15 protein-coding genes are annotated in these 23,939 nt (G+C 52.7%); 8 read left to right on the top strand and 7 right to left on the bottom strand.

All coding sequences use genetic code 11. The features are described 5' to 3' along the window. Nucleotides 1-223: 223 nt before the first annotated feature. From AB1L42_RS00735 to AB1L42_RS00725, 3 genes are all read left to right on the top strand, one after another. A complete protein-coding gene (locus AB1L42_RS00735) occupies nucleotides 224-1,546 on the top strand; it encodes a DUF1501 domain-containing protein (protein WP_367050116.1) in 1,323 nt (440 codons plus the stop codon). A 162-nt stretch (nucleotides 1,547-1,708) separates the two neighbouring features. After that, nucleotides 1,709-5,518, top strand: a complete 3,810-nt coding sequence (locus AB1L42_RS00730) for a PVC-type heme-binding CxxCH protein (protein WP_367050114.1) — start codon at nucleotides 1,709-1,711, stop codon at nucleotides 5,516-5,518. A gap of 202 nt (nucleotides 5,519-5,720) precedes the next feature. Then, nucleotides 5,721-7,292, top strand: coding sequence for a glycosyltransferase family 39 protein (locus tag AB1L42_RS00725; protein ID WP_367050111.1), 1,572 nt, complete (start codon nucleotides 5,721-5,723; stop codon nucleotides 7,290-7,292). 36 nt (nucleotides 7,293-7,328) lie between these two features. Here the strand turns inward: AB1L42_RS00725 and AB1L42_RS00720 are convergent, their stop codons facing one another. The 3 genes from AB1L42_RS00720 to AB1L42_RS00710 all read right to left on the bottom strand — a co-directional run bounded on the left by AB1L42_RS00720 (nucleotide 7,329) and on the right by AB1L42_RS00710 (nucleotide 11,258). Continuing rightward, a complete protein-coding gene (locus AB1L42_RS00720) occupies nucleotides 7,329-8,843 on the bottom strand; it encodes a tryptophan 7-halogenase (RefSeq protein WP_367050109.1) in 1,515 nt (504 codons plus the stop codon). After that, nucleotides 8,831-9,775, bottom strand: a complete 945-nt coding sequence (locus AB1L42_RS00715; protein WP_367050107.1) for a radical SAM protein — start codon at nucleotides 9,773-9,775, stop codon at nucleotides 8,831-8,833. The genes AB1L42_RS00720 and AB1L42_RS00715 overlap by 13 nt, the downstream gene beginning before the upstream one ends. A 154-nt stretch (nucleotides 9,776-9,929) precedes the next feature. Continuing rightward, entirely contained in the window at nucleotides 9,930-11,258 is a 1,329-nt protein-coding gene (locus tag AB1L42_RS00710; protein WP_367050105.1) for an asparagine synthase-related protein, read from the bottom strand. A 328-nt stretch (nucleotides 11,259-11,586) separates the two neighbouring features. Between AB1L42_RS00710 and AB1L42_RS00705 the strand changes: the two genes are divergently transcribed. The 5 genes from AB1L42_RS00705 (at nucleotide 11,587) to AB1L42_RS00685 (ending at nucleotide 17,180) form a co-directional block, all read left to right on the top strand. Next, entirely contained in the window at nucleotides 11,587-12,066 is a 480-nt protein-coding gene (locus AB1L42_RS00705) for an FxsA family protein (RefSeq protein ID WP_367050103.1), read from the top strand. A gap of 138 nt (nucleotides 12,067-12,204) precedes the next feature. Further along, nucleotides 12,205-13,545 carry a DUF2254 domain-containing protein gene (locus tag AB1L42_RS00700; protein WP_367050101.1) on the top strand — a complete coding sequence of 447 codons (1,341 nt, stop codon included), beginning with the start codon at nucleotides 12,205-12,207 and terminating at the stop codon, nucleotides 13,543-13,545. Nucleotides 13,546-13,578: 33 nt separating this feature from the next. Then, a complete protein-coding gene (locus AB1L42_RS00695; protein WP_367050099.1) occupies nucleotides 13,579-14,661 on the top strand; it encodes a hypothetical protein in 1,083 nt (360 codons plus the stop codon). Between the two features lie 234 nt (nucleotides 14,662-14,895). After that, complete coding sequence (locus AB1L42_RS00690) at nucleotides 14,896-16,029, top strand: ZIP family metal transporter (protein WP_367050097.1); 1,134 nt, start codon at nucleotides 14,896-14,898, stop codon at nucleotides 16,027-16,029. A gap of 293 nt (nucleotides 16,030-16,322) precedes the next feature. Further along, the gene (locus AB1L42_RS00685) at nucleotides 16,323-17,180 is read left to right on the top strand and encodes a transporter (protein ID WP_367050095.1); all 858 of its coding nucleotides are present in this window, start codon (nucleotides 16,323-16,325) and stop codon (nucleotides 17,178-17,180) included. A gap of 97 nt (nucleotides 17,181-17,277) precedes the next feature. Here the strand turns inward: AB1L42_RS00685 and AB1L42_RS00680 are convergent, their stop codons facing one another. The 4 genes from AB1L42_RS00680 to AB1L42_RS00665 form a co-directional block, all read right to left on the bottom strand. Then, nucleotides 17,278-18,777, bottom strand: coding sequence for a sulfatase (locus AB1L42_RS00680; RefSeq protein ID WP_367050093.1), 1,500 nt, complete (start codon nucleotides 18,775-18,777; stop codon nucleotides 17,278-17,280). A gap of 91 nt (nucleotides 18,778-18,868) precedes the next feature. Further along, a complete protein-coding gene (locus tag AB1L42_RS00675) occupies nucleotides 18,869-21,475 on the bottom strand; it encodes a DUF1592 domain-containing protein (RefSeq protein ID WP_367050091.1) in 2,607 nt (868 codons plus the stop codon). Further along, complete coding sequence (locus AB1L42_RS00670) at nucleotides 21,463-22,770, bottom strand: DUF1552 domain-containing protein (RefSeq protein ID WP_367050089.1); 1,308 nt, start codon at nucleotides 22,768-22,770, stop codon at nucleotides 21,463-21,465. The genes AB1L42_RS00675 and AB1L42_RS00670 overlap by 13 nt, the downstream gene beginning before the upstream one ends. A 187-nt stretch (nucleotides 22,771-22,957) precedes the next feature. Continuing rightward, a complete protein-coding gene (locus AB1L42_RS00665) occupies nucleotides 22,958-23,887 on the bottom strand; it encodes an alpha/beta hydrolase (protein WP_367050087.1) in 930 nt (309 codons plus the stop codon). Between the last annotated feature and the right edge of the window lie 52 nt (nucleotides 23,888-23,939).

The raw sequence follows: 23,939 nt of genomic DNA, 5'->3' as shown, positions 1-23,939 counted from the left end.
TCTTCTTGCTCGTACATTATACGCCTCTGCAAATGAGAGAACATACGCGATGCGAAAACCGGTCGCGTTCCGGTGCACGATTGTTGCGACCATTTTGAGGAAGCGCTTGCCAAGAACTTTCCCGACCGACTACAACGGAGGAGACGTACTTGAGTGCTCAGATGTTTGTGTTGTTGGCTGTTTGAGACTGCGCCTGAGAATTTGACCTCCGGAGATGCGATCAATGACTGATGGAATTCCATTGGCCCGACGAACTGTCCTGCAGATTGGGGCAATCGGGCTGCTCGGGAAGTCGCTACCTGCGATCGCCGGACAGGAGGCTGCTGCTCATCGTCGAAGCTGTATTTTCATGCATCTTCAGGGCGGGGCGAGCCACATCGATCTGTTTGATCCGAAGCCACACGCCGTCTCCGAAATTCGCGGTCCGTTTCAGTCGATCGAAACAAGCCTTCCGGGCACGCGATTCGGAGAGCTGATGCCATACTCCGCCCGAATTGCGGATCAGCTTTGCATCATCCGTTCGATGACTCACAAGTTCACAAACCACATCGCTGGGACTTATATCTCGCTGACCGGCTCTGAGAATCAGCAAGACCGGGATCGTGAAGCACACGGAGATGACTTTCCGGGGCCAGGTGCCATTTTGAACTATCTGTTTCCCGGACAGCACAGCGTGCCGAGAAGTGTTTCCCTTCCTAACTGGCTCAGTATTCCCGGTCCCTCGAATCGAATGCCCGGACAATACGGCGGGTTTCTGGGAAGCCTGCACGATCCATTTGTGATCGAAGGTGATCCCGCATCGCCAAACTATCAACCGCTGTCGTTGTCCATTCCCGATGGCCTCACTCCTCCGCGACTTCGCAAGCGATTGTCGCTAACGGAGCAACTTGAATCGGCTGCGCGAATCCTCGATGCAGATGTCGCCACGCGTCACGATCATCTGAGACAGTCGGCACTCGAACTTGTCGTCGACGGCAAAGTCCGGCAAGCGCTTGACTTGAGCAATGAATCAGACGAGATGCGTGATCGCTACGGACGAAATCGTTTGGGACAGTCACTCTTGATGGCCAGACGACTCGTTGAAGCGGGAGTTCAGTTCGTCTCGTTTAATGAATTCAATCAGAAGTGGGATACGCACGGAGATCTCGAAAACCGGTACAATCACATCGTGCCTCCGATGGATCAGGGCTTCGCTGCTTTAGTCGAGGATTTAAAAGAACGCGGCATGTTGGAGTCGACACTCGTGGTCAACACCGGTGAGTTCGGTCGGACGCCGATGATCAACAATCTGGGTGGTCGCGATCACTGGCCGAATGTCTATTCAACGGTGATCGCGGGCGGCGGGTTTCGCCCGGGCATCGTCCACGGAGAAAGTGATTCAAAAGGAGCTGAGGTGGCGAGCAATCCCGTCAGCCCGGCTGATTTATTGGCCACGTTCTGGCACCAGATGGGAATTGATCCAACGACTGAGGTGCATGATCGTTTGAAGCGGCCGATGCAGATTTCCTCTGGCGAGATTCTCAGGTCATTGATCGCCCAAGGATAGAGTTCGATTTGCCGAACATCCTGCGGCTGTTGTTTGGCTGTCGTATTTTCATCGCTGAGGTCATTTGCAACTTCCACTGAAACATATTGTCGATCAAAGAGTGAACCAAAGAACTCATCGATCGATCACCATTCACTTCTTACCGCGCGGAAAGCAACATTCATGAGAAAACTGTTATCCCGGACATGTGTGGTCAACCTCTTCGCGGTGGCAAGTTTTCTGACAGTTCTGTGCGTCTTCTTCGACAGTCTTCCCGCTCAGACGAAGAAGCCTCGGTCTGGTCAACGGAGATTGGTTGACGGAAAGAGTATTGAGACTGGAAACCCGGAACCGGAAGAAGATCCAGAATTGATTCAATTCGGGATCTACCACGAGACTGCTCCCAGAGCCAAGGCGACGAGTCCGCGACCGACAACACTTCCGCTCAAACTGAACCCAGATGATCGTATTGCTCTCATCGGAAACTCGCTTCTCGAAGGGACTCAAAACTACGGTAACTTGGAAGCGTTACTGCACCAGAAATTTCCTGAGCACAAACTCATCGTGCGTAATCTCGCCTGGAGCGCGGACACTCCGGACCTGCAACCGCGTCCTGAAAACTTCGCAGATCTTGATCAGCATCTGACGCATGAAGAAGTGGACGTGATCTTCGCCGCTTACGGCTTCAACGAGTCATTCGCTGGAGATGAAGGATTGGAGGACTTCCGCGACTCGCTCACGAAGCACATCCAACACCTACAGTCACATGCGTTCAACGGAGAAAGCGGACCGCAGATTGTTCTCGTATCCCCGATTGCCTGCGAGAACATCGAGAACGTGCCAGCTGCGGACATGAACAACAAGAATCTGGCCAAGTATCGCGACGTCATTGAGAAGGTGGCAACGGATCTGCAGGTGGCGTTTGTCGATGTCTTTGTGGAAACAGCTGAGACGTTCCAAAAGGATGAGACAAACTGGACTGTCAACGGAGTCCACCTCAATGATCATGGCGACGAGTTGTTCGCCCGCACTCTCTACCGTGAGCTGTTTGGAGAAGAAGCTTCAGCCATCGACGCCAATTTGCGAGATGTGATTATCGACAAGGATCGCCAGTATTTTCGCCGATACCGTCCTGCCAACACCTTCTATTATACGGGTGATCGCAACAAATCATACGGGTATCTCGACTTCCTGCCTGCAATGCGCAACTTCGACATGATGGTTGCCAATCGCGAAGGTCGTATTTGGGACCTCGCGCAGGGAAAAGAGGTCGAAGATGCAATCGACGATTCCAACATCCCTCCACTTCCGAAGACGAAGGAATCCCGCGGCGCGAACGAGTGGATGTCAGCAGCTGACGAACTTGCATCGTTCGAGATTGATCCTCGCTTTGATGTCACCCTCTTTGCTGGAGAAGAACAGTTTCCGGAATTGGGGGCTCCGATCCAAATGAGGTGGGACAATCGCGGGCGCCTTTGGGTCAGCTGTTCCACAACTTATCCGCACGTCTATCCGGGCAATGAACCGGACGACAAAATCGTCATTCTCGAAGACACGGATCAGGATGGACGTGCGGACAAGTCGACAGTCTTTGCGGACGACTTGCACATTCCCCTCTCCTTCGAATTCGGTGATGGCGGCGTCTACGTCTCTGAGATGCCGCATCTGACTTTTCTCGAAGATCTCGATGGCGACGACAAAGCTGATCGCAGAACGCAATTGCTGACCGGATTCGGGACGGAAGATTCTCATCATGCTTTACATGATTTCACTTGGACTCCCGATGGCGATCTGCTCTTTCGTGAGTCAATCTTCCATCACTCGCAAGTGGAAACTCCGTATGGTCCGATTCGACAGCAGAACAGTGGTTGGTTCCGCTACGTGCCGAAGTACCAACGCCTCACAAGTTTTGGAACTTACCACAGCACGAATCCCTGGGGAGTGACGTTTGATGATTGGGGGAATCACGTCGCCAGCCATCCCATTTTCGCTGCGGCGTTTCATTCACTTGACCCTGCCTACCCGAATCAGCATCCGAAACCGGCCGGGCTTCAGGCCTACTCCGGAACATGCGGCCATGAGTTTGTTGATTTCGCTTCCTTCCCTGAAGAACTTCAAGGCGGCTTTTTGAAGGCACGCTACAAACCAACTAATCGCCTGGAAATTCACAAGTGGAATGAAACACCGTTTGGGTTCGAAGAAGAGTATGTCAGCGACCTGATCTTCTCACGAAATCTCAGCTTCATTCCGGTCGATCTTCGGTATGGACCGCGCGGTGCAATGTATCTCTGTGACTGGTACAACCCGGTGAAGGGACACGCTCAATATTCCCTTCGTGATGAACGTCGCGATCGTCATTCCGGGCGAATCTGGCGAATCACTGCGAAAGGCTACCCGTTGAGTGATGCTCCGAAAATCGCAGAGGCATCCGTCGAAGAACTTCTCGACAACCTGAAACGTCCGGAATACCGAATTCGGTACTGGTCCAAACGTGAGTTGAGAGAACGCGATCTCAATGAAGTCTTGCCAGCACTGAATGCGTGGGTTGATCGCCTCGACTCCTCCGATCCCCGCTACCGACATCATCAAATGGAGGCGGTCTGGACGTATCGATGGATCGATGAACGCAATAAAAATCTATTAAGAGATCTGTTGGCGTGCGATGATCATCATGCACGCGCAGCAGCGACGCAGCAACTCCGCTACTGGCATACATCTCTTCCTGATTCAATCGAACTGCTGAAGAAGTCTGCAAACGATCCGAATGGGTTGGTTCGCATGGAAGCAGCCATTGCAGCGACGTACATCGGCACTGAACGTGCCTTTGAAGCATTGCTCGAAGTGGTTCAGCATCCCGCTCAAAGTCATCTCGCCTACGCGATTCAGTCAGCTATTGGATCGGCTCCAATGGTTCGTCATTGGGAAGATCGACCTGAGTTGAAAGTTGACTCAATTCTCGCCCGACTGCGACGCAGCAGCCAGTTGAAAGAACCTACCCCTTCCGCTTCAGAGAAGCAGTTTGATCTACAGGATGATCTTCTGACTGTGCGGATCTCCTGTCTTCCCGAGCGAATGCGTTATTCGGTGACAGAGATCACAGCACTCGTCGGGCAACCGGTCAAAATCGTTTTCTCAAACCCTGACGCAACGGATCACAATCTGGTCATTGTCAAACCGGGGGCGCTTGAAGAAGTCGGGATGGCAGCGAATGAAATGGCGAAAGATCCGAAGAATGCGAATTCTGACTTTCTTCCGTCGGACAAGAAAGATCTGATTCTCCACGCTTCTCCAATGATTGGACCGACACGCAAAACTCAAGTGGACGTGCTGCGGTTCAATGCTCCTGCAACGCCCGGGATCTATCCGTTCGTGTGCACGTTCCCAGGTCACTGGGTGATCATGAAAGGGGATTTAATTGTCGCCAACGATCTGAAGGAGGCTGAACGTCTATTGGCCGAACGTGAACCAACATTCGTTCAGGAATGGGTCATGGAAGACTTTGCAAACCTTCAAGTCGCCGACGATGACGAGACAATCATGCGGGGCATGCAGTCTTTCGCGAAAGCAAAGTGCACCCAGTGTCATCAAATGCACGGTCACGGAGTAAACCTTGGTCCGGACCTCACAAAAGTCCATGAACGGTTCAAGGGTATGAAGTTGTTGGAACAGATTCTCGCTCCTTCATCGGACATCCACAAAGAGTTTCGGAACGTTCAGTTCTTGCTCACGAACGGCCGAATTCTCACTGGCGTGGTCGTCAAGGAGACAGACGCTGAGTATCACATTGCGTCGAATCTGCTGATCCCGGATCAAGTGACAAGAGTTCCCAAGCAGCAGATCGAAGAACAGCACTTTTCAACGATTTCGCCGATGCCTGCCGGGTTGGCCAACGTGCTTGAGAAGCAGGAAATTGTTGATCTGGTCTCGTTCCTTCAGGCTGGCGGATACCATCCTCCAGAACACCTGAAGCATCATCACTCAACCAAGGAGTGACCGACAGCACTGTTGAACTAATTAGCAATGATTGCTCGATCATGAGATTCAGTTTTGTGATTTCAGCAGGTTTGCTGCTCAAGTTGTTCAAATAGACAACAGGTGTTTGACTGACTTCAATCGCTGGCTACGATGCTTGGCTCACGTTTCAATTGTTGGGAACTCAAGGAGAGTTCTCACCACGGAGGGCGAGCGATCGACAATGAACGATTCCGATTCAAAGCAAACACGAAGCCTGTCAGTCGCTGACATTCTTCTGTTCGTAGTCAGTATCGCCGCCGGGAGTTTTTGTTACTTTCGAGGGATCTCAACTTATCCACTCGTGCTGGATGAGCATGTCGCGTACTGGATCGCCGGAGCGGACAATCCGGGAAGTCTCTGGCAGCGGAGTTTGAATTACTCTGCCACTCCTCCGCTTTCTTCAGTGCTTCAATTGTCAGCGATCCAGGTGCTCGGGAAATCGGAACTCGCAATGCGTCTTCCGTCTTATCTGGGCTATCTGACTGGGCTCATCGGCACGTTTCTCTTGGCACGTGAGCTGTTCGGAATTCGGGCTGCTGGTCTCGCTTCACTGATGATCGCCTTGCTCCCAGCTTCTCTGGAATGGTCACGTCTCGCGCGTCCGTATGGATTCAGTTTAGGCTTAGCTGCCATGAGTCTTTGGCTCACAGTTGTTCGACTTCGCACACCGCAGAAGTGGAATTCGCTGTTCGCATGGGGCGGATGCAACGTGCTGTTGATCTGGACGCACTACCTGAACGCTCCACTGGTTGGATTGGAAGCAGCCGCGCTGTTGTGGTTCGGTGCATGGAAGCTGTCAGGTTCTGTGAGACCTCGAATCAGAACACTCATCGCGATGTCGGTCATCGCCCTTACGGTCATTCCGTTGATCCCAAGCCTCCTTCGAATGGCACAATGGTCTGAGGTTCTCAACTTTCGTCCGACGCCTCCATCGATACTGGAAATCTTGGGGCCACTCTGGTGGGCAGCGGTTCCATCCTCACTTCTTCTAGCAGCTCTGATTTCGAGTTTGACACTCAAACGGTCCACTGAATCTGTCCCAACAGACTGGAGAGCGTTCGCAGTTGTTGCCTTGTGGGGACTCGGAGGGGTGTTGCTTTTGGGAGTTGCTTCGCGGTGGATTCCAACACTCGCTGAAGAGAGATACCGGGTCATCTATTTGCCTGCAGCATCGGCGTTTCTGGCGGGGATTTTTACTCACAATTTTGGAAAGACGATCGCCACTGTAGCAACAATCTGCCTGATCACCGTGACCTGGAGTCTCAGCGACGGTGTTCCGTGGAAACCGGATAAACTCGCCGCCCCAGCTGCTTCCGATTGGAGAGAGTTGGCAAAAATTGTAGGAGCGGGATCGCACGAAGATCAGTCAGTCATCGTGGGAAGCGGATTGATCGAAAGCCGCTTGGTTCCGGCCATGTTTGAAGACGATGTCTTGATGGATTACATCGCCTGCCGAATGGGGCGATTTTACCTCCCGACTCCGCAACAACGAACCGCCCTGCCCTGGATTTGGACAGATGATGCCAAACTCAATCGGTACTACACCGATCTAGTTAAGGACCAATCGCAGCTGTGGGTTGTCGCAGGCACAGATACCGATCTTGGGAGAAGGACATTGACTGGAATCACGAATTTACTTCTGCGGTCCGGATATCGAGAGGTTCGAGAAGACAGAACTCCAACAGCCACACTTCGTCAGTTCAAGCGAATTGATCCGATGAAAGAGGATGTGAGTTACACTATCGCAGAGTGAGGACACCAATAGAATCAAAGACTTCAATGAGCTGATTTAGTCTTTGGGTGCTGCAGTCTTGGAATACATCCCAGGGATCGGGGGAGCAAACAAGCCGACGTGATTGAATGGGGCGAGCATCTCTCGGATGAGGCTGATGTGTTCCGCGATACGTTTTGCACTGCGGTCCGATGCATTGAGTTCATCAAGTGAATGAGAGAGCGTCGAGACCGTCTCTCGAAATGAAGAGTTTCCGCTACAGAGAAAGTCTCTTCTCCCAGAGTTGTAATTTCGCTCGAACGTCGTCGCGGCCGCAAAGTAGACCATCGTCCAGGCAGAGAACAATTCAAAATCCCAAAGCGAGCGATAGCATCCGGAAACCATTTCGTCGATCAACCGAAGTTCAGTCAGAATCGATTGCGAGTAGGCATCGAGATCGTTGTCTCTCGTTGACAATTTTCCAGAGACGATGATGTCAGCGAGTCGTTGAATTCCGCTTAATGAATGAGCGATTCCGGTGCTGTGGAGTGGATCAATAAATCCGATCGTCGATGGTACGGCTGCCCAGTTTGTGCCTGCTCCGGATTGCCGGAGTCTTTGAAGTCGACCTGTGGAAAAGGCTTTTCCGGGGACTGAAGAGAAGTGAGCATTACCGAAAAGGCTGGCAGGAAATCGATTCTTAGGATGACCCCAGTCACCTGCTTCGAAGATCGATTTCATTTCGCTACTTGCTGCTGAATTGGGAGTCGAAACGAATCCGACACTTGTCGGTCCTCCGTCGAATCGCAATTGCCAAAGCCATCCTTCTTTGGTCAAGTGGTGAACTGCGGAATGATCAACGAAGTATGGGAAGTCCTCGATAATTGCTTCGTGATGAGACAGCCAGTCATTACATAGGGGGATATCATCAAAGTGGCTGAAAACAGCAGCTGTTTCTGTTCGAAGTGTATGAGTCGTATCTGCAATGCCCAGCGACGAGAGTAAAACCCCGTTGGCCCCGGAAGCATCGATGACAAAATCAGATCGCAGTTGTTCAACTCTTCCTGATCGACGAATCGTGAGAGACCATCCGTGAGGGGGGACTTGTTCGATCTCTTCGACGATGGAGGATGTCCAGTCGCCGACTTCAAGTTCGAGTGCCTGCTCAAAGAAGAACTGATCGACGTCCGCTCGATACCATTGAGTGTCGGCGAGTTCATCGGACTCGCTTGCTGCAACGAGAAGTTCGCAATCGTGATCAGTGGTCGCTTGATAGCCGGATTCTTTGCCATGCCAGACGTAGCTGAATCCTCGTTTACAGCCATGACGAAGGTGGGGATAAATTCTGGACCACGTTCCGTAGCGGCACAACGGGGCAAGACGGTCGAGGCTGTAGTCTTGAACGATCTGTGAAAGAATGAGATCCGCCGAAGGTGTGGAAGATTCGCCAATTGCGAACCGCGGATGAGTGCCTGAGTCGACGATCGCAACTTTGAGGCCGCTCTTCGCGAGCAGCGACGCCATCAAGCTTCCGCTGAAACTGGCTCCGAGAACAACAACATCCCAATGAGACACTGACTTCAGCTCCGGCATTCTGCACATTCGATTGACGGTTCAATCGTCTGTTCCAGGTTCATTCGCTGGAGACGTTGAACGCGTTGCTCCCGGCAGCTTTCACAAGAGAAGAAACGCTCTGCATCCCAAAGGTCGATGGTGACTCGTCCTCGCTTCATCTCCAGGCAGCGATTGAGAATCTCTTCCATCGATGTTCCAGTGGGAGGTGAGAAGTCCCCTTCCAACTGCAACTGCTCCATGATCCCGTTCCCCGCGCGTGTCGGAATGACCGCGCACAGGCTGACTCCGCGATCGAATGCAAAAGTCACCGTCCGCTCTGCCCACTCAATGCCCTCTCCTTCACTCAGGTACGGAGGACGCAGCAGAACGAAAGCCCGGGTTCGAATCTGAGATTGGTTGAGAAAATCGGTCGCACGCTCGAAGTCTGCGAGTGTCATGTCTTTGTTCAGTGCTGGAAGAACCTGTGGATGACATGTCTCCAGACCGAGTGCGATTTCTAATTTTGAAGGCGCGATTAAGTCTCGAAATTCCGTACACGCATCACCGCAAAGCTTGGGGTGGTTTTCGACAATGACAGTTTCGAAGCCACGGACGAGATCGGCGATCTCGCCATATTGGTAGCGAGGAATCGCTTTGGGGTCAAAGAAATTGCCGCTGTTGTAAAGTTTGATCTCGCGTGCTGGCGGGAGTTCGCTCAGGGCAGAGCGAATCTGTCCGACAATTGAAGCTTCCGGTGCCGAGCGTGGTAGCGTGTTCTTCCAAAGATCACACATCAAACATGTGAACGGACACTCTGCATTCGTCAGCAAAAGTGTCGCGACATCGACGATCGTTCCGGATGCATTTCGTTCCTTCTCAACGAAGAATGCGTAAGCTCGCTCCAGTGAAACAGTGTTGCGGGCCGGGCGAGCAGCACGAATCTGTCGTGTGGTTCGGGAAATGATTTGCATCGGACCGTTTTGAGGGAGTCTCGGCACTCGTTTAAACGTGAAAACAATACGCTCGATTCGACCTCAACATGGGCAGAAGGAGGATGTTCAAGAATCGCTCACAAGAGCAGCCAACTTGACGCCCTCCAAGACTGAAAACCGTAGGAAGTGTCTGCTAGCGGTAAAGCGACTGAAAACTTTCACGATAGACGCGTTCATCCTGCGGGAAGAACTTTTCGAATTCTCCGGCTGGAGTGACTCCGTGTTGGAAACGTCGCTTCTTGTAAATCGGCATCTCAAAGCCGGTGACTGCTTTAACACCTCGCGAAACGATTTCGCCCTTCAAGCTGTAGAGCTTTTCGTGATCCCAATCTGTCAACTCGATAAACGGAATCCCTTCAGCGACTTCAATCACATTGGGGAGTGCGAACGGGCTGAAGTCGTGAAACCCGAACATCCTTCCCGGAGCCCAGGAACGGACGTGACCGCGACTTTGGCCTCCCGAATAGGTCAACGAGTGCTTGACGGCATCCACACCCCAGCCTTCCTGATACAACATGACATTGTTCAAGACGCTTCGGATTGTGAGTTCGGGGTTCTCTTCGATGGGGTAGTCTTTTAGGTTCTCGTCTCCGCCATCGCCATCGATCAGCCATTTCCAGTCGGGATACTTTTCACGAATCTCCCGACAGAGCGCAACCGCCAAAGTCGCCACTTGAGCGTCGAGGGGCTTGTAGTCCTCCATCACTCGAATCCCTTCACGGAAATCAATCGTCTGGGCCGTGACCGGGACTGTCTCGAGGAAGAGTTCGAGGTCAAGCTGTTTTAAGAAGTCGCGAGATTGGATTTCGTCCGTGCCGGAACCTTCAATGGAAAGCGTGAACGCCTTCAATCGCGAGGGAGATTCTCCTCGTTTGAGCAACAGGTTGTACAAGACGAGGAATACGGCACCGCTATCGATACCGCCAGAGAACAAAACACCGAGTGGTTCTCGCAGATCAATGAACTTCAAGAACCGTTCGCACTCGGTTTCGAGAGCGCCGATGTAGGCAGCCCCGATTTCATCCAGATCGGCCGGCAGTTTATTCTGTTCTGGTGCGAAAAAGCGGCGAGTGACGGGATTCGGATCGGGGCATCCGATGAGTTTGAGTTCGAGAAGGTGGTGCGCTGGGACCATCCTCGTGTAGCTGGGATGAAACTGGCCATCGAGTCCTTCTGCTTCCAGAAACTCAGCAATCTGGTCGATCCTTTCAGCAACAATCAGGCAAGGACCTTCGGTTCTTTTGGCCAGAAAGTAACGCATGGGCCGGCCGAGGGAACGGGCCATGCGAATGAGTTGCCCTTCTTTGGCGAGCAGAGCGAAATGCCCCTCGATCTTGCGGATCTCGGAAACGTTTCCGCTTTGAACGACGCGACAGGCTTCCTCAACACTCATGTTGAAGATCTGATTTGCGTCGGTATCGAGCAAGTTGACCAGACGTTCGACAGGTTCTTGAAACTTCATGTTCAATGGAAACTCTTTGAAACTCAGTAACAGAATGGAAAACATCGACTTGCACGGGCTGACTCATCGAATGAAGAGAGTCGGCAGCTAAGGTGCAAGAGAAGAGTGACTTTTCAGTGTAGGATACCGTTTGTGGCGGTCGGATTGAAACCATGCACGTTCAGACTGCTCGACGTGTGACGCAGTGAATGGTGTCGATAGTCGTCACGAAGAACTTTGAAATGGGTGACGCGAGTTCCGTAGGGTAAACGTGGAGATTCCAGAGGAATGTGCTTTTCTTGTCTTGCAGCCCCCTTGGATTCCCCGTTGGCGATGTCATAATCGTGACATGATTTATCGTCTCTTTCTGCTCTTCACAATCGTTCCGGCACTCGAACTTGTCGTCCTGCTTCAGGTACACCACTACGTGTCCAAAGCTTGGGGGACAGGCACGGGATTGCTGGTCACTGTCGGAACGATCTTTCTGACCGGAATCGTCGGCGCCTGGCTTGCTCGCCAACAGGGGGCAAGTGTTTTGCGGCAGCTTCAAACGCAATTGAGAAACCAGCAAATGCCCGGTCAGGCGTTGGCTGATGGCGTTCTTGTGCTGATCGGTGCTGCTCTGTTGTTGACTCCCGGATTTCTGACAGACATCTTCGGCTTCAGTCTGTTGATTCCAACGACGAGGGCGACCTACCGTCGCGTGGTCATGAAGTGGTTCGAGCAGTATTTACGCCGTCGACGTGCTGGCGGAGCGGACGTATTTGTTGTTGACGCCGTTCCCAGCGACAAGTCGCCTGTCGATCAGAGTCCCGAGAAACGACTCTAGATGTCGCGTGTTGTCAGTCCTCGACGAATCAATAACTTGCCGGATTTGGTGTTTCCTCGCAGGTTCCAATGATTCCATGTTAGACTGTGCGAGGTTTGCGAATGCCGGATCGTCGGATGTTGTTGAGTCAGAGGTCACATGCTTGAAACGTGGTTGATTAATCAGTGGGATCGAGTCCGAAATAGCTTGTGGTTCATCCCGACATTCGGGCTGGTGATATCTCTCTTCGCTGCCGTTTTGATGCTGAACGTTGATGCGACTGTCCGTGCGGAGCGGCTCCCTTCGATTTCCTGGGCGACCACAACTGCTTCGGCCGCGATGGCGACGATGACGACTCTGGCTGGCTCGTTGGTTGGTGTCACTGGCGTCGTTTTTTCGATCACGATGCTGACGCTGGCGCAAACGTCTTCGATGTATGGTTCCCGGCTGTTGCGTTCGTTTCTGAATCACAATATTGCTCAGGTGACCCTGGCGACTTTCCTGGGAACAAGCCTCTATTGCTTTACGATTCTATGGGCGATCCGCGGTGACGAGGATCTCGGGACTTTTGTTCCGCACCTGTCTGTCGGTGTCGGTTTGATCGGCGGGATGCTCAGCTTCGTCGTCTTTATTTCGTTCATCAATCATGTCGCAGAGGCCATTCAGGCGACGAATGTTGTCAGAAGTGTGGCTCACGATTTGTCAGACGCGATCGATCGACTATTCCCCGAAGAGATTGGCCACTCACGGGAAGATCATCAGGATGCGTCGGACGAAGATGCTGTGAGCTCTGGGAGTACCATCCGGTCGACCAAGGAAGGCTACCTGCAAGCGATTGACGGAGAGACCTTACTGCATCTCGCACGTAAGGAAGATCTCATTATTCAGCTGCGTTGTCGGCCCGGTGACTTTCTCATCAAGGGGATGCCGATCGCTGCTGCTTCTGCGACTGCGGACGCTGACGAGATCAACAAAGAGATCAATCAATGTTTTCTCGTAGGAAGTCGCCGAACTCCGCGGCAGGATGTGGAGTGTGCAATTCTAGAATTGGTTGAAGTGGCAGTGCGAGCTCTGTCTCCCGGAATCAATGATCCGCAAACTGCCATTGCCTGCTTGAATTATTTGGGAGCGTCAATGGCCAAGTTGGCCCAGCGAGAGTTCCCGGACCCCTGTCGCCGCGACAAAGATGGGAATATTCGCGTCATTGCGTTTCCGCTACGATTCCCGAGCGCATTTTCATCAGCCTTTGAAGAAATTCGTCGGCATGCGAAGACTTCCTTTTCTGTGACCGTGCACTTGATCAGAGTGATTGGAGTTCTTGCTCATCAAGTCCGTCGGACTCAAGATCGCGAGGCTGTTCTGCAGTTCCTGAATGTCATTGAACGGGAAGCGACCGATTGCCCTCATGACATCGATGATAAAACCGAAATTCTGGTGCTGGTGAATCATGTGCGGCAGACTCTCGACTGCGAAAGCTCTTCTGCGGAGTTGGCGTCTTAGGCTCGTTTTGATGGAAGTTGTGGGGATCGATTCATGAAACTACGTCGAATGAAAACACTTGGGCGACTGGCGCTGGTGTCACTGATCTGGCTGGGGCTCAATTATCCCAATTTCGCTCAGGAAGAAGTTTCGCGACAGCCCCCATACCCGAACAGCAGGCTCGTCAAAGATGTGCAATGGGCTCCGGTCGAAACGGTGATTCGCAAAGCCAAGGGTGGAGACAATTGGCCGATCACCTGGGCACGCGATGGTGCACTCTATTCGACTTATGGAGATGGATGGGGATTCGAACCGCTATTGGAAGACAAACTGAGCTTAGGGCTGGTGCGGATCGATGGAGGCCCGGAGGACTTCAAGGTAGTCAATCTTCGCTCTGCAACGATCGAACAACGTGGTCAGGGACGGCACGGAAGAAAGTCGTGGGGAATTTTGTCGGTCGACGGAGTGCTCTATCTGTGGCTTGGGCATGACAATCTTCATGGAGGCGAATCGACTCTGGCCTGGTCTGAAGATCACGGAGAAACCTGGTCTACAGTTGACTGGAAGTTTGCAGAGTTTGGACTTCTGGGGTTCATCAATTTCGGACGCGATTACGAAGGAGCCCGCGATGAGTTTGTCTATGCTTACTCGCACGACGCCCCAAATGCCGATGGTCCAGCGGATCGCTTTATCCTGATGCGGGCTCACAAGGATCATCTCCTCGAGAGGGACGCTTGGGAGTTCTTTGTGCGAACAGATGCCAACCAACAGCCGGTCTGGTCAAAGCGGATCGAAGAGCGAGGAGCAGTTTTTGAGCATCCTGACGCCTGTCTCCGATCGGCGATTACATTCAATCCCGGCCTCAACCGCTATCTGTGGTGGCAAGCGATTCCTCAGCCGCCTGGACATCCGGACCGGGGAGACACTCGCTTTGAGGGAGGATTCGGGATCTACGATGCCCCGGAACCGTGGGGGCCCTGGACGACGGTTGAATTTGTCACCGATTGGGACATTGGACCGGGGGAGCACGGTGATTTTCCCACGAAATGGATGAGCGAAGATGGTCGGACAGTTCACCTGGTCTTTTCCGGTGATGACTGTTTTTGCGTTCGGGAGGCAGTCTTCGTCACTGAATAGCCGAAATTGAACGAAAAATCACTGGGAGGATTTCGCTGGTTCTTGGACGAGAGACCAGTTTTTCCTTTCCGGAAAAACGGCCTCAAGGCTGCTTAAAACGCTTTCGCGATTGTTTCTGAAACTTGATACTTTTTGCAGTTCTTGTGCGATTCAAGACGCTGTCGCTTGCATCCGCGTCGTTTCAGTTCTAAGAGAGTCGTTCTTGCGTTTGAATTTTGACAACAGGCGGCGAAGATGGACTTATGTCGACTCAACAGGTTTCCCTTGTTCACATTGCTGACGTGGGCAGTTCTCCTTGTCGTCATCGTGGTTGCGCCGACATTTGCTCAAACCACTCCGTCAACTGAGTCCGACACAACGCAGGCAGCCGATTCGCATGATCATGATCATTCAGATGAACATCAACACGATCACGTGCATGACCACGATCATGAGAGTGGACACGAGCACGCTCACACCGAAGGCGCTGACAAGATTGAATCGAAAGTTTGGTGGCTGATTGTCGTGTACAGTCTTCTGATTTCCTGCTCGTCTTTAGCAGGAGGCATCCTTCCTGGACGGATTGCTTTGACGCATACCCGGATGCAACATGTGATCAGCCTGGTGGGCGGACTCATGCTGGGGACGGCAATCTTCCATTTGCTTCCGCATTCGCTCTATTACATGGGAAGTCAGGGAGTTGAAACTGTTGCTTTAGCGCTCATGACCGGTGTTGTGACGATGTTTTTTCTGCTGCGTGCCTTTCACTTCCATCAGCACGAATTCCCCGAAAACGCAGAGCCGGCTCTCACCGAATCTGCCCATGCAACAGAAGTCGAAGTCCACGAGCACGATCATTCTGATTGCGGCCACGCACACCACCATCATGCTCATAGCGTTCATGAAATGAGCTGGGTGGGAGTCTTCATCGGCCTCGCGATTCACACGATCATCGACGGAATCGCACTGGGCGCAAGCGTTCAGGCGGAAGCTGCCCACTCCTCAGCTCTTGGGCTGTTCGGCTTGGGAACTTTTGCTGCCATCGCTTTGCACAAACCGCTCGATGCTGTTTCGATCACAACGTTAATGGTTGCTGGCGGATGGTCGAATCGCTCTCAATTGATCGTCAATATTGCCTATTCTTTGCTGTGTCCGCTCGGAGCAATCGTTTTTCTATTTGGAATCTCTTCACTCGCTGCGGGATCGACGATGGTCATCGGGACCACGCTCGCCTTTTCCGCGGGGGTCTTTCTGTGCATCTCACTCAGCGATCTTTTGCCGGAAATGGAGTTCCACTCGCACCACCGGCGAACTCTTTCAGCCGCACTGCTGATTGGAATTCTCATCGCATGGCTGATCCGGTTTCTCGAACCCGCCCATATTCACTAAGTGACTTCTCAAGCTAGGATGTTCCACATCGACATTTCGGGCAGTGATCACGGCTGATTGACCAACCGAGCCAAAGCACGGAACGTCTTCTGATCGATACAACCGGAATCTTCCGCGTGACTGTCGATTGAGTTCAAGCTGCCTGACGTTCTCATGGAGTTTGGAAAGTCTTGGTCCGATCAAAGAGAAGAGAACCACAGGTTCGATTGTAGAGATTCCGCACGTTTTCACTTTTGGCAGGGCTTTCCGCGACCTCTGGATCTGGTCGAGACTGACACAAGGATGTGATGTCGATGAGTCAATCCACGCAATGGAAAATTCCTGTGCTCATCGTCCTGCTTGCCTCCTCGAATCTCTCAGCGGGTGAGGATTTCTGGTCGCGCTCGGCAATCTTCGGAGAGAGTGGCGAGAGTGAACGGGAAATGGAAACGGACCGTGATTCGTTCACGCCTGCGACGACCACCGTTCCTGGGCAGATGACGATGATTGAGTCAGCCTGGTCGTTCGTCGACAATCCCATCGTGCCTGACACGAACAGCTTTCCCGAACTTCTGGTCCGTCACGGTGTGACTGACTGGCTGGAGGCACGTTTCGTGATCAACTATGAAGTCGGCGGCGCAGGGAGTTCAGTGACAGGTGGGGCGAACTCCGATCTGGACTTCGGAGAAGAAGATGCTGGGGAAATCGAGCGAGAAACCTCCATCAGCTACGGCCTGAAAGCCGCCCTTACTCAGCAAGATGAGTGGATTCCGGAAAGTGCCTTCATTTTTCAGGCATCGACGCCGATTTCTGGCCCCGAGACCGCAACGAGCTTCGTTTCGACATACGTATTTGGATGGCGACTCGCAAATGATTGGCTTTGGGATTCTTCGATTCGATACGGATACGGATCTGCGGAGGGAGACCACTTCAATCAATGGGCCCCTTCGACCGTCCTCAAGATTCCGTTCGCTGAACGCTGGAACGTCCACGCTGAGTACTTCGGAATCTTCTCAGAGGGAAAGGAAGAAGAGACGGTCCGGCACTTCGCCAGCCCAGGAATTCATTGCCTCGTCACCGAGAATCTCGAAGTTGGTATTCGTGTTGGCTGGGGATTGAATCGACAGTCGGCCGACTTCTTCTCCAATATCGGTTTCGGCTGGCAGTTTTAAATCTGACGCGTGATTTCAGCGCACTCGTCAAAGCGATTTGGCTTCGATGACCGTTGATTCGGCTCGCCTCGCAACTCTGAGCGGATAGCAAGCTGGTTTACGGACTCGAAGTCGCGACTGATTGGGCGCGGACTCCCTTTCCAGATTCTGCACACAATTCGGCCAGTTCAGGCAGAAACTGTGCGTACGCAGCATCGGCAGCGACGTTTCGCGTTGCACCGGGATCGGATTCAAAATCGATCAGTTCAATGGCGTCCAATTCCCCTGTATCACGATGTCTCCACTCCGTGTATCGGAATTGATTTGTTCGAATGCTGGTGCCGAGCATTGGAGTACCGGGAGGTTTGCTCTTTCGGTACTGGCTGAAGGCTGCCTGCTTCCATTCTCGATCAGGTTCATTCAGGACAGGAACGAAACTTTGCCCGTGGCAATGTTCCGGGATTTCGAGGTTGGCCAATTCGCTGAGCGTCGGGAAGATATCGACAAACTCAACGAGTGCTTTCGACTCCTGATTGTCCGTGATTCCGGGAGCAGAGACAATCAAAGGAACGCGTGTTGCGATTTCGTAGTTGGTGTGTTTGCACCAGTCGCCAAAATCACCGACATACCATCCATGATCTCCCCAGAGCACGACGATCGTGTTCTCGCGGAGGTTAAGTCGGTCGAGTTCATCGAGCAGTTTGCCTACTTGCGCATCCGTGTAGCTGACCGCAGCGTAATAACCGTGAATCAACTCTGCTGACAACTCGTCGTCGAGATACGGAACGTTGTTCGGAATTCCCGGGTAGTTCTTGAGTTCTCCCCAGCCCGAGCCGGCGTAGGGAACTCCATCGATGACGTCCTCTCGTGATGGAATCTGAATTGAGGAGCGATCATACAAGTCCCAGTACTTTGCTGGTGCATTGAAAGGGAGATGCGGCTTCAGGAATCCGACAGCGAAGAAGAATGGCTTGTCCTGCGTCGCCAGGTGTTGCATCACTTTGACAGCTCGATCGGCAGTGTGGCCGTCGGTGTATGCATCATCGGGAACGTCCCCGCCGTTTTCGAAGGCGGGGCCTGTTTTCTGATTGGCTTTGGCAGATCGCTGTTTTGGCAGCGGAGCTCTGGGAAGTACGTACCCTTTGCCTTTGTTTCGATCAGCCGGTGCAATGCTATCAGCGGACAGGCTCCAGCCTTGCGGATCATCTGTGCGCGAGTGATACACTTTCCCAAGAAAGGTGGTTTCGTATCCGTTGTTGCGAAAGTGCTGCGGAAGAGTCAACACTTCCGGCATCTTGGCGCGAAGCGGAGTTTTATAGTCCCAGCACTGAGTCGTTTCCGGACGACAACCACTCATGAGACTCGCTCGAGACGCTCCGCAAACGGCGACTTGGCAGTAGGCTCGATGAAATCGAACCCCTGACTGTGCGAGTCGATCGATGTTCGGAGAATGGATATGACTCGCTCCGAAGCACGCCAGCTCAGGACGCAAGTCGTCGACAGCGATCATTAAAACGTTCGGACGATCGGCAGCTTTCACTTCGTCGTTGTGATGAATGACGATACAGAGAGTTGCGAGCCCCGCGATCAACAGACGAATGTTACTGGGAATCGTCATATGGAAAACCTAACCATCAATTTGGATGTCAGCAGAAGTGATTGTGAAGTTGGCAGAGATCAGTTTCGCCGTGTATTTGTCAACTGCGAAGCTATTTCGTTCGAAAGATTGGGCTGTCCACTAATTCAAGCAACAACGACTTCAGGCGTACCTCTTCATTTGATTGTTCATCGATAAGTTCGCTGATGAGTTGTCTTTCCCGATAACTCAGTGAACGGCCTGTCGCGTATGTCAGCATTTTCTCAGACAGGCATTGCGTGAATGGCTTTGGGTTTTCGATGAGCCATTGTTTCAGGTCGGTCACGTTTGCGAGAGGAGATCCATCCGGAAGCGTTCCGGTTGCGTCGACGATTAGTCCGTCCGTGGTGCGAACCTTGCCATCCACTTCGGTATAAACTGGGTAAGACGTTCGCCATCGTCCGATCGGATCGAAGTTCTCCAGCACAAACCCCAGCGGATCGATTTCGCGGTGACAGCTCGCGCAACTCGCTTCCTGCATGTGGGCTGCCAGACGTTCTTTCGGAGAGTTGGCACCTGTCGTGTCGGGAGTGAGAGCCGGAACAGCGTTCGGCGGATCGGGCGGAGGTGAACCGAGAATGTTTTCCAGCACCCAGACTCCGCGCAGAACCGGCTGCGTGTCGACTCCGTTGGCGGTTGCCATCATCACCGCTGGCATACAAAGCAACCCGCCCTTGTTCGAGAGTCGAGAGACGGTCACTCGCGTGAGAGCTGTTGTGTTCTTCTTTGCCTTCTTCGATGCATCACTGGGAAATTCATCCAGCTGATAGATGTCTTTCGCGACCTGTTCATTGGTCAAAACAAAGTCGGGAGCGATCAGGTCCAGCACTGGCTGGTTGTTGTCGAGGACCCACCAGAAGGTTTCTGTGACCTCTTCGGTCATGGCCTGACGGTGTTGATTTGTGAAATTGCGAATCAGTCGTGTGTCCGGCATCAGGCTTTCAATTGATGAGAGGCCGAGCCATTGCTGTGGAAAATCGGAAGCGAACGACCGGTCGATCAATCGCTCGGCTTCAGCACGCAAAACTTCGCTCTGTCGAAGGACATTCGCTTCCGCTTTCTTCATCAACTTCTCGTCGGGTGGGCTGCCGGTCAGGAAGTAAGACAACCGGCTCGCCAGCTCGTAATCGTTCAGTTCTCCTGTTCCAACGCTGCGGTACAAGAACGACGGCGAAATGAGAGCCATGCGAATTGCGAGATGCAAACCATTTTCGAGTGAACCTGAGCGATCGAGTTCTGCGCTTGCGATCTCCGCAAACTCTTGTGCTTCGGCTTGAGAAACGGGTCTTCGAAAGGCTTTTCGGAGGAACTTCGTGAAGAATGCTTCCAGCGATTGGCGATCGGTCTTTCCGTCGAATTCGCCCATGAGTTGGGATCGTCGACGTTCTCTCTGTTCGTCTTCGAGGTCCGCTTGTGGGTCGAAGGCTCCGGTAATCTGGACGTCATGGATGGCGACGTACGGTCCCTGTTCGAAGAATCGGTAGACAAGAGTCTCGCCTGAATTGACAGCATTGCGAGACATTTCTTTGACGACTTTTTCGACCTCAGCATCTTCGATCGTGAGTGTTTCGTCGTTCGCCTTCGCGGTCTCCAGGACTTCGCGAACTCGCTGCCATCCGCTGCCGCCTCGGGCTGGGTTACCGACCTCGGACCAAGCTGCGGCGAGTTGTCGATCTTCTTCGAAAAGTTCGGTTAGGAACTCTGAATAATCGTCTTTGTTGTCGTAGTCGAGCGGTCCGTTCGGATAGCGGAAGAACAGCGATTCCCCTCGATCCAATTGAAGGTCAAATTCGATGGTGCGGGGTACGGAACTTCCAACTTCCGCTTCGTAAAACTCTTTCGCAGTATCACGAGGATCTCGCATGGCCTCGACCCGCAGGATTGGAACGGCATCACTTCCCTCAGTGGAAGAAGCCGTCACTTGAACGCGATATGTTCCGCGCTGAGGTGCGACGAATCGAGATGGCCAGGTAGCGTGGCGACGGGTGTTTTTGCCGGAAGAAGCCAGTCGCATCGCTCCATCGATCAAACACGCTGAGGAGTAGCTGATGGTGAGGTCGTTTGCGGCAATGTTGAATTGCCGCGATGGAATGATCGGACGGGGAGGAGCAAAAAACTCGTCAGCGACAATTGCAGCTGTCTCGGCAAAAGCTTCGAGATGAGATGGAGAAATGACCAGCGCTTCTCCCTGGTTGTCAAATCCGTGCTGAACATTATCCGGAGGAAAACTGTCCGGCAGTTCGAAGTCATTGAGTTCAAAAATGGAGGCGATCGAGTTGCGGTATTCGCGACGATTCAATCGTCGCAGCGGAGTTCCGCCAATAGGACTGTGTTGACTCAACTTCTCGTCGATCCAACTTAACAACAACTCGCGATCTTTAGCTGCGAGCGGGTCACCTTCGGGAGGTGGCATGACTTGTTTTGAGACCAGCGTCAGAACCTTTTCCCACTCAATCAAGGAGTGCGAAGCTGACCAGTCGATTTCATTGCGGTCAAAACGAACATTCCCCTCGGCATAATCCTCGCTGTGGCAATCCGTGCAGTGCTTTTGTAGCACTGCCTGAACGGGCTGCGGAATCTCTTCAGCAAAACTGACGGCTGATATGCAAAGGACGATGAACGAGGAGAGAAATGCTGGTGAAAACCGTTGCAGCAGTGACGAGTGAATCATGTCGTCCATTCTCGAAATTCTCCCGACGCATTCGAAAACGTGCCTGTTTCGATTCCGAGTTGATTGAGCAAAGTCACGTAGAGTTCACCGAGGAGCGGGGATTTTTCATCATCAGGATCAACAGCGATATGTTGACCGTGTTGAAACCCTCCGCCAGCAACAATGGTTGGCAGATCACGGTTGGAATGTCGACTGGCATCGCCCATGCCTGTTCCGAACATCACGATCGTCGAATCAAGAAGTGGTCGTCCTTCCTGATCAGTCTTCTCTTTCAATTGCGTCAGGAAACGGCTGAGACACTTCATGTGTTCTTGCTCAACTCGGATTAAATCGCGAACGAGGTCCGGATCGTTCCCGTGATGTGAGAGGGCGTGATAACCTGCGCGAAGTGTTGATCCGTCGAGTGTGAAAACCTGGCCCAGACCCGCAATGAAGAGGGTCATCACTCGAGTTGAATTCGTTTGAAGAGCGAGAGCCATCAGATCGAACATGATTTGCTCGCACTCGAGCATCAAAGTGGGAGCAACGGGATCGTAAGGCGGCAACTCGTAGTCGACTTCGACTGTCCCCTGCGCGAGATGGTCAAGTTGACGACCCATTCTCAGCTCGAGTTCCCGTAGCGAGGTGAAATACTCATCCAGCTTGGTTTGATCGGTTTGGCTGACAGTTTGTTTGAGTCGCTTCGCTTCTTCTCGAACGAGGTCGAGCGAACTGCGACCTGAGCGAAGCAGGTATTCGGAGCGGGCTCGATCGTCTTCTGTGGAAAACAACTTCGAGTAAATCACACTCGGGCGGTTGATCATCGGGAGCGGAACACCGGTCCGTGTGTAGACCATTCGCTGTTGTGGGATGTCTCCAGCACAGAGCTGAATGGATTCAAATCGGGTCGATTTGCCAACTTGCTCTGCAACGACTTGGTCGAGAGAGATCTCTCCGACATTTTTCCCGCAGAGATAGTTATCCCAGTTCTTGTGACCATTGCCTGCCCGGTGATCTAATCCGGAGAAGATCGTGAAGTCGTTGCGGTGTCCGGAGAGTTCTTCCAGCAATGGAGTCATCGCATAATCGCGTCCCGTTTGTTCGGGATAGACCGCCGGTCGATAGAGTCCGAGATTGGAACCGACGCATACGAGGTTCTTTGCGGGTGCGGCCGAAGAAACCCGAAGTTGTTGGCCCGTTTGTGTCTCGCTGGCCACAAGTTGATGCGCTCGCGGTGCGGACTCCAGAAGTGGAAGCGTCAATGACGCACCAGCTGCCTTCAAGAAAAAACGTCTTTGAAGGGGGGGAGTAGACTTAGCTGTCATAGGTCAACTCTGCAGGGGGAGATCCGGGCGGGAAGGAACGTCTCATCAGTGGTGGGCCTCAAAAGTATCGACGTTCTCTGATTTCAAATCTTAACCCAGATTTAGAGGCAGCGAAACCCACAATACTCCCCCAAGCCGGATTTGCTCTCGTCGCCGATTAATGCGTATTCTCTTGAGACCGGGAGGCTTATTGACCTTGGGCGGCTTCGTTCCGACAGGAATCGAAGAATTTGCGGACCTTGTCGAGTTTTTCTCGCGTGAAAAATGATTGGCCGCCATGCCCTGCCCCTTCAATAGTGATGAGTTCAACTGAGAGATCGGCGGACTCGTAGAGTTCAACGATACGTTCGCTTTGGTCGAGAAGAACGGTCTTGTCATCTGTTCCGTGGAAGATCAGCAGTGGAGGGTCATCCGAGGTCACGTAAGTCGCTGGGCTGGCGACTGATTCCATTTCGGGATCAACTTTTCCAGACTTCAATCCTCCCAATAATGCAAAGCTTCCGGACTTCGTGGTGTAGGCACGATCGGGTTGAGTTCTTCCGCGGAGAACAAAGTCCGACGGCCCAAAGAAATCGACGACAGCTTGGACACGTGAGGATTGATCGAGGTTTCCTCCCACTTCTCCTTCGAGGGATTCCACATCGCCAGAGGTTCCGAGCAACAATACGAGGTGGCCGCCTGCGGAACTTCCGCCGACTCCGATCCAGGTTGAGTTGTAGCCGAATTTATTCTGATTTGCGCGAAGCCAGCGGATTGCGCTCTTACAGTCATGAATCTGGGCGGGGAAGACTGCGGTGTCCGTAAACCGGTAGCTGAGACTCGCGACAGCGTAGCCATCCTCAACCAGAGGTTGAAATCGAGGGTTGTTCTTCGATCCCGCCCGCCATCCGCCTCCGTGAATCCACACGAGTAGAGGTGGAGATTCGACATTAGCGGGAAGCATCAAATCGAGCTTCAGGTCTCTGTCGCCCACTGTGGCATAGACGAGATCACGATGTGTGACATTCTGCTTGGGACGTTTTGAAGAGTCCGCGGGCTGAGAGTCCTCTGCCTGACACGTCCATCCTGTCATGACCGCGATGCAGAGAACTAAATGGCTGATGTTGAGAGAAGGCATGTTGATCGAAACCTCTTGAGAGTGATGGATGCAGAACTCCGACTCTTAATGT

It is taken from the genome of Thalassoglobus sp. JC818 (assembly GCF_040717535.1).
Lineage (GTDB): Bacteria > Planctomycetota > Planctomycetia > Planctomycetales > Planctomycetaceae > Thalassoglobus.
The sequence above is the reverse complement of the archived record's forward strand: the minus strand, read 5'-3'. Positions and strand labels throughout refer to the sequence as shown.

Coding starts and splice junctions, on each gene's coding strand:
- AB1L42_RS00705 (WP_367050103.1), top strand. CDS start 11,587: ATGATTTATCGTCTCTTTCTGCTCTTCACAATCGTTCCGGCACTCGAA.
- AB1L42_RS00685 (WP_367050095.1), top strand. CDS start 16,323: ATGAGTCAATCCACGCAATGGAAAATTCCTGTGCTCATCGTCCTGCTT.
- AB1L42_RS00730 (WP_367050114.1), top strand. CDS start 1,709: ATGAGAAAACTGTTATCCCGGACATGTGTGGTCAACCTCTTCGCGGTG.
- AB1L42_RS00695 (WP_367050099.1), top strand. CDS start 13,579: ATGAAACTACGTCGAATGAAAACACTTGGGCGACTGGCGCTGGTGTCA.
- AB1L42_RS00735 (WP_367050116.1), top strand. CDS start 224: ATGACTGATGGAATTCCATTGGCCCGACGAACTGTCCTGCAGATTGGG.
- AB1L42_RS00670 (WP_367050089.1), bottom strand. CDS start 22,770: ATGACAGCTAAGTCTACTCCCCCCCTTCAAAGACGTTTTTTCTTGAAG.
- AB1L42_RS00720 (WP_367050109.1), bottom strand. CDS start 8,843: ATGCCGGAGCTGAAGTCAGTGTCTCATTGGGATGTTGTTGTTCTCGGA.
- AB1L42_RS00710 (WP_367050105.1), bottom strand. CDS start 11,258: ATGAAGTTTCAAGAACCTGTCGAACGTCTGGTCAACTTGCTCGATACC.
- AB1L42_RS00680 (WP_367050093.1), bottom strand. CDS start 18,777: ATGACGATTCCCAGTAACATTCGTCTGTTGATCGCGGGGCTCGCAACT.
- AB1L42_RS00675 (WP_367050091.1), bottom strand. CDS start 21,475: ATGGACGACATGATTCACTCGTCACTGCTGCAACGGTTTTCACCAGCA.
- AB1L42_RS00665 (WP_367050087.1), bottom strand. CDS start 23,887: ATGCCTTCTCTCAACATCAGCCATTTAGTTCTCTGCATCGCGGTCATG.
- AB1L42_RS00700 (WP_367050101.1), top strand. CDS start 12,205: ATGCTTGAAACGTGGTTGATTAATCAGTGGGATCGAGTCCGAAATAGC.
- AB1L42_RS00715 (WP_367050107.1), bottom strand. CDS start 9,775: ATGCAAATCATTTCCCGAACCACACGACAGATTCGTGCTGCTCGCCCG.
- AB1L42_RS00725 (WP_367050111.1), top strand. CDS start 5,721: ATGAACGATTCCGATTCAAAGCAAACACGAAGCCTGTCAGTCGCTGAC.
- AB1L42_RS00690 (WP_367050097.1), top strand. CDS start 14,896: ATGGACTTATGTCGACTCAACAGGTTTCCCTTGTTCACATTGCTGACG.